The following is a 6,516-nucleotide window of genomic DNA, read 5'->3' as shown; positions in this document are numbered from 1 at the left end:
CACAACTAGCAACCTTGCAGCTTACTAATGGTTCAAGGCGTTACCCCTGCCCATAAGGGACTTGCACCCTCTAGATTAATTAACTACTTTTCTGTAGTTATAAAGATGCCCATGCTGGGCACACACATCGCGTATAATTAATTGCTTGGCCTGTTCTTCTTCCGAAAATCCTCGTGGATTCGCTAGTTCGTTTTTATTTGCTAAATTAGCGCTTGAGACACGCAACTAATCATACTCAAGGGCGTTGTAGTGCATTTGAGAAAAATGAGAAATCGAATAAAAATATTGCTATTGATTTTTGCAATCGGATTTACAAATCTGACTTTTGCAGAAGTTAAAATGGACACAATTACGAATTGGCAACTTTATAAAGACTCTGAATTACTATTTAAAAGTCACTTTCTAGATTCAAACAGATATACTGCAAAAATCAACTCAACTGATAAATACGAGAACTTAGTCCTTTCTGTTTTTTACGATTTCAACAATGAAGTTATTGATAGAAAAATTGAACTAGTATGCGATAATCAAATTATTGCAACATTTAAAAATGAAAGTAATAGTCGTTCCAAATTTAGAATTCCAAAAAGCGAGATTGATAAACTTTTTTCAAAAAATTTAAACAAAGAAATATCCATAAATTACTCAGATAAAATTAATGGAAATGGATTTACAATTGGACTATTAAAGCTGTTTGTTACTGAATACACACAATTATCAATACCGGAAATTAGGCAAATAGTTCAAATGGCAATTGATTTACCTGAATTACAACAATACTTTCATATTGATAAATCCCCAAACAGAAAACCATTGATTTTTAAAGAGTTTGGCGTAATCAATAAAAACAATATTGAAAGCATCACGAAATTTGACACGAATGTCAAGTTTCTTTCCGAAGAAGAAATTAAAAGAAAATCGATAACTGAATATATTGGAATAGGAGATTGGACTTGTATAATTGATAAATTAAGACTTCAACTATACTATGTACCAGAAGGAATAACAATAAATTATATTTTTAATAAACTTGATTCGGAATGGAAAATAGTTGAATCAATAATAATGGAAGAATAAAAACGCACTACAACGTATATAAAAAATAGCGCGAGTCATTGCTAACATTAAGGTTCGGGCATTTTTGGAAAGTCGCCAAATTTTTAAATTTGACAAAATCACAAAAATAAAATAATTAGTAAAATTTAAAAATTCGGCTTGTGTTTTATCCGAAAATTATCGCTTATTTTCAGCGCTAATTTTCATATACCAAACGTTCTACACCATTTGAAAAAAACCACAATTATGAAAAGAATATTTTTAGTATTATTAGTAATTTCAATAACATTTTCTTGCAAAAAAGATGGAGAAATAACAAAAAGAGAAACTTTTGATTTAACAGTTTCTGCAAAAAATTTCCTTGATAGCACTAAAGTATATCTTTACAATAGAGATATTGACAAAAACATAGATTCTGCTTTTGTGATAAATGAACGTTTCAAATTTTCTGGAAAAGTAGATTTACCATCGCTTTGCTATTTAGAATTTTACGACAAAAACAAAAAGCATATAGAACCATATAAATTTTTCTTTTTAGAAAATGAAAATATATCAATTTCAGGAGATTACTCTGATTTTATTAATGCAAAAGTAACTGGTTCAAATCAAACAGATTTATATTCGAAATACGATTCTATATCTATAAATAGTGATAAGAGATATAAAGTTGATAAAGAAATTGATTTTCTCTTTTCAAATGCCAATAACCAAATGACATTGAACGAATTATTATACAAGAAAAAAGAAGTTTCAAAAGATAGTTTATTACTATTTCATAAAAAGTTAGATTCTATAAATTCAAATTCACCAAAAGGTCAAGAATTGTTGGCTTATGCTAAAACAGTTGACATAAAACCTGGAGATAAATTCAGAGATATTGTTGGAAAAGACTTGAATGGTAAACAACATAAATTATCTGATTATAAAGGTAAAGTCATTTTGTTGGATTTTTGGGCAGCAGGTTGTTATCCTTGCAGATTACAAAACAAAAAAGAATTTCCCGAATTAGTTAAAAAGTATAGTAATGATGATTTTATTATTGTTAGTTATTCGCTTGACACTGATGAAAAATCGTGGAGAAAATCAAGTCAAGACGATAAAATTAATTGGTTGAGTATTTCGGACTTGAAAGGAATGAAAGGCGAAAACGTTAAAAATTATGCAGTTACTGCAATTCCGAATAGTTTTTTAATCGACCAAAACGGAGTTATAGTTAAATCATTTGTTGGTTTTTCAGAAGGAGCAAATATAATTGAAAAGGAAATTGACCAACTTCTGAAATAAAATACATGTGGTAAGTCGCGTATAATTAATTGCTTGGCTTGTTCTTCTTCCGAAAATCCTCGTGGATGCCCAAGTTCGTTTTTATTAGCTAAATTAGTGCTTGAGACGCACAGCTAATCATACTCAAACAAGTTCCACAATACAGCTCCGGATATAATTTCTGCAAGATTGAAATTGGCGTAACTCGAAATAACCACCTAGTGCAATTTCAAGCGTTATGTTAAGCAGCGAGAAAAAATCGCACAAAAAAAAGCCTCGAACCATCGAGACTTTATTTTTATTAAAATAAACTCCTAATTACTTAGGCATTACAACGGTGTCTATCACATGGATTACACCATTGCTACCCATGACATCTGTAGCAGTAATTTCGCTATAATTTCCTTTTGAGTCTTTCAACCAAATTTTACCATCTTTTTGCATTACAGTAATTTCTTCGCCATTTAAAGCTTCTAATTCAACAGTGCCATTGCCGTTCTTTAAAGCAGCAGTTACGTCTTTTGCTGTTAATTTTCCAGCTACTACGTGGTAAGTTAAGATGTTTGCCAGTGCTTTTTGATTTTTTTCCTCTAACAAAGAATTTAAGGTTTTTGAATCAATTTTAGCGAAAGCATCATTGGTGGGAGCAAAAACGGTAAAGGGACCATCACCTTGCAAAGCTCCAACTAAATCGGCAGCTTTTAAAGCAGTTACCAAGGTCGAAAAATCTTCGTTTCCAACGGCAACATCTACAATTGTTTCTTGTGCGGTAACAGTGTTAGAAAGTGCTACAGACATACTAATAGTCAAAATAAGGATTAATTTTTTCATAATTTATAAGTTTTTATTTCTTCAAATATATAACTTAAAACTTTATTCTGTTTAACTTTTAACTAAATATGTTAAACAGAAAATCCTAAAATAATCTTAAATTTTCGGTGTAACGAAACAAACCCTTCTGCAAATAATGGGTCTTTCGCACTGCCCATTGTCCACAAACACGATACATACTAGATCTCAAACATCCCATTTGTGATTATTAAAACTTTTCGTAATGTTTCAACCGAATATTTGCTGAAGAAAATACAACGAAGATGTTTAATTTATTAACTGGCTGGGGAACAAAATAAATTGATCCATAACATCTGAAGAATTGCATAGTTTAAAAGCTAGTTCGCTTACTGGCATTGATAGCCCTGGGATAGCGTTTACAGTAACTCAAGGATTCCAGACAGGATAGAACACATTGTTTAAATTTACAAAACGATTGAAATACTATTCTCTTTACACCTGATGAAGCAACGGATTTTGCGTTACAACGATTCACTTTTTTCAACTCACGCTTAAAAATTCACTAATATTAAATTCCTAGATAAACTACTTGGTATAGGCTATACATTTACATTATATTTGTTTCTAAATTGTAACCCTCCTCTTTAACACATCAGCTTTTGATCTCATAACTGTTACAATTAAAACAGATTTTCGCAATTGAAACTTAAACGAAGACGGAAGCTAATTAGCTATTCAAATATTCTCGATCAACCCATTAGGTTCAATCCATTCGTGTTTTCCCGAATGTTTATTTTGTGGGCGATTTTAGGATTGGTTGGCGGGGTCATAGCAGGCATCTATTGGATTGCTCTAGAGTTCCTTACTCATGAATTGGCAGCCTTTACCGGTTGGCTGGTTATTCCTGTCATGGCGATTTGCGGACTTCTAGCTGGTTTGGTGATACACTTTATTGGCGATCCAGGAGAGATTCACCTCATCGTGAATAACATTAGATTCAATAAGGGAAAACTCGACCCGAAGAATAATCCGTCAATGATCCTCTCCTCTTTACTTTGTATTGCATCTGGATGAAGCTTGGGGCCTGAGGCGCCGTTGGTTCAGGTAATTGGCTCTACAGGCACTTGGTTTGGCAAATTGTTTAGACTGAAGGGCGAGCAATTACGATCGATGAGCATTGCGGGGATGGCATCAGGTTTTACCGCAATGTTTGGCGCGCCATTGGGCGGAAGTTTATTCTCTTTGGAAATTTTACACCATAAACACGCCGTTGAATACTATAAAGCAATCATTCCTGCACTGGTGGCCAGTAGTTTTAGCTAGGTGGTGTTCGCTTTAATCATTCACCTGGGACTCGGTACGCTATGGGAATTGTCGTCTTATGAATATTCGGGGGTATTGGATTTTTTGATGGCCGTAGCTTTTGCCATCGCCGCAACTGCCGTGGGATGGTTCTTTATTCACTGCACAAAATTCTTTAAATTAGCGTTTGAAAAACGACCTATCCCCATTTACATCAAGACTTTAATTGGCGGGGTGCTTTTGGGTATTATTCCCTATTATTTCCCTATTACGAGATACTTTAGCCACTATCAATTAAACGACTTGCTTGCGGGTGAATACAGCCTCAATTTTTTGTTGCTCATCCTCCTATTTAAAATCATCGCAATTGCCATTACCGTAACATCGGGCTGGAGAGGTGGGTTCATCATTCCGTTGTTCTTTGTTGGAGCAACTTTAGGCTTGATTATTCATCACATCTTCCCGGCCACAAGCTTAACCTTGGCAATTATTAGCTGCATGGCCGGCATCAACGCCTGTGTGACTAGAACCCCCATGAGCACAACGATTTTACTTGCGACCCTAACTGGGTTTTCTTATTTCATCCCTATTTTATTTGCGAGCCTCACAGGATATTTTCTAGCGCCAAGAATACCATTTATAAGTTCCCAATTGGAGAAGCAAAGTGAATGATGCTTCAGAAAATAAAGACATCCGAAGCTTTTAGAAAAATAATAAAGTAGTTTGATGTTTTTCAGTTAAACAAGAGACCGGATATTGGCATAACTATTCTCCAGCGCGTCTCGGCTCTCTTCCGCCGTTAACCATTTAACCTGGGTAATGCCTTCGTTTAACTCTGGTTGCAATTCACCTTCAAAATTTGTTTTCATTTCAAACCAGTGGGTAATTTTGATTTTGTGCTTGCCGTTGCGTTTGAAAATATGATAGGTGGATTCTAAGCGACTCACAATCTCAAGGCCTGTTACGCCTGTCTCCTCCTCCACCTCCCTAAGGGCGGTTTCTTCAATGGTTTCTTTACGTTCTGCTTTGCCTTTGGGAAGGTCCCATTTGTCATTGCGGTAAATAAAGAGAATTTTGCCTTCAGTATTGTAAACTTTGCCGCCACCTGCAATTACATTGGGCAATTTTTTGAGAAATTTTTTAAGCAGTTTTTCTTCTTTCTTGCCTATAAGGCGTACTTCTTTGAGAGAGGTTTTATTCAAAACCTTGATCACTTTACCTATACTGACTCTTGAAAGCAGATAATTTTTAAACCCATCTTCCTCTTCAACCGTGGTGGTTAAGACTATGGGTTTATCGTTTACAAAGACCTTGTGCATTGTTGGTTTTCTATCTTGATGCCGTAAAAATATCATTTTTATAATCTTCCCAACCATTTTTAAATTGAAATTTATTCAATTTAAAAAAAACCATATAGTTAAAAATCCGTAGTTTTGTCTTATGATTTTTGACAAAGAAACCGCCAAAAAAACAGCCGAGCTTTTATTGCAAGTCAATGCCATAAAGCTTCAACCCAACGACCCTTTCACTTGGGCCTCTGGCTGGAAATCGCCAATTTATTGCGATAATAGAATTGTACTCTCCTACCCGCCAATTAGAAATTACATACGCACCACCATGGCCAGGCAAATCGAGGCCCACTACGGAAAGGTAGATGTCATTGCTGGAGTTGCCACAGGCGCCATTGGCATAGGCATCTTGGTTGCCGAGTATTTAGGCCTCCCTTTTGTATATGTGCGACCAGAACCAAAATCGCACGGGAGACAGAACCAGATCGAAGGATTTTTGGAGTCTGGACAACATGTGGTTGTTGTTGAAGATTTGATAAGTACAGGCAAAAGCAGTCTTAATGCTGTAAGAGCTTTGAAGGAAGCCAATGTACACGTCAAAGGCATGCTTGCGATTTTCTCCTACGGATTTGAGGTTGCTGAAAAGAACTTTGAAGAAGCGCATGTAGAATTACGCAGCTTGAGCAACTATGATAATTTGTTGGAGCAAGCCCAAGAAACACTTTATATCAATAAAAAAGAGCAGCAAATACTTTCACTCTGGAATGCTAACCCCAGTGAATGGACTGCCAAATAACTCATATCAAGACCTTAC

5 protein-coding genes and 1 pseudogene are annotated in these 6,516 nt (G+C 35.1%); 4 read left to right on the top strand and 2 right to left on the bottom strand.

The window, feature by feature from the left end:
* Window positions 1-291: 291 nt before the first annotated feature.
* Both ESY88_RS14305 and ESY88_RS14300 read left to right on the top strand, forming a co-directional pair.
* On the top strand, window positions 292-1,077 hold the full coding sequence (locus ESY88_RS14305) for a hypothetical protein (RefSeq protein ID WP_147087436.1): 786 nt from the start codon (window positions 292-294) through the stop codon (window positions 1,075-1,077).
* Window positions 1,078-1,302: 225 nt separating this feature from the next.
* Window positions 1,303-2,340 carry a TlpA disulfide reductase family protein gene (locus ESY88_RS14300; RefSeq protein WP_147087435.1) on the top strand — a complete coding sequence of 346 codons (1,038 nt, stop codon included), beginning with the start codon at window positions 1,303-1,305 and terminating at the stop codon, window positions 2,338-2,340.
* A gap of 297 nt (window positions 2,341-2,637) precedes the next feature.
* Here the strand turns inward: ESY88_RS14300 and ESY88_RS14295 are convergent, their stop codons facing one another.
* The gene (locus ESY88_RS14295) at window positions 2,638-3,150 is read right to left on the bottom strand and encodes a fasciclin domain-containing protein (RefSeq protein WP_147087434.1); all 513 of its coding nucleotides are present in this window, start codon (window positions 3,148-3,150) and stop codon (window positions 2,638-2,640) included.
* 660 nt (window positions 3,151-3,810) lie between these two features.
* Between ESY88_RS14295 and ESY88_RS14290 the strand changes: the two are divergent.
* Window positions 3,811-5,085: pseudogene (locus ESY88_RS14290) on the top strand (chloride channel protein).
* Between the two features lie 65 nt (window positions 5,086-5,150).
* Here the strand turns inward: ESY88_RS14290 and ESY88_RS14285 are convergent.
* Window positions 5,151-5,732, bottom strand: coding sequence for an NUDIX hydrolase (locus tag ESY88_RS14285; protein WP_147087439.1), 582 nt, complete (start codon window positions 5,730-5,732; stop codon window positions 5,151-5,153).
* Between the two features lie 121 nt (window positions 5,733-5,853).
* On the opposite strand from ESY88_RS14285, the gene pyrE reads away from it, so the two are divergent.
* Window positions 5,854-6,498, top strand: a complete 645-nt coding sequence (gene pyrE, locus ESY88_RS14280; protein ID WP_147087433.1) for an orotate phosphoribosyltransferase — start codon at window positions 5,854-5,856, stop codon at window positions 6,496-6,498.
* Window positions 6,499-6,516: the final 18 nt, after the last annotated feature.

Origin of the sequence: Subsaximicrobium wynnwilliamsii (assembly GCF_007997225.1) — a bacterium.
GTDB classification, from domain to species: Bacteria; Bacteroidota; Bacteroidia; order Flavobacteriales; family Flavobacteriaceae; genus Psychroserpens; species Psychroserpens wynnwilliamsii.
The sequence above is the reverse complement of the archived record's forward strand: the minus strand, read 5'-3'. Positions and strand labels throughout refer to the sequence as shown.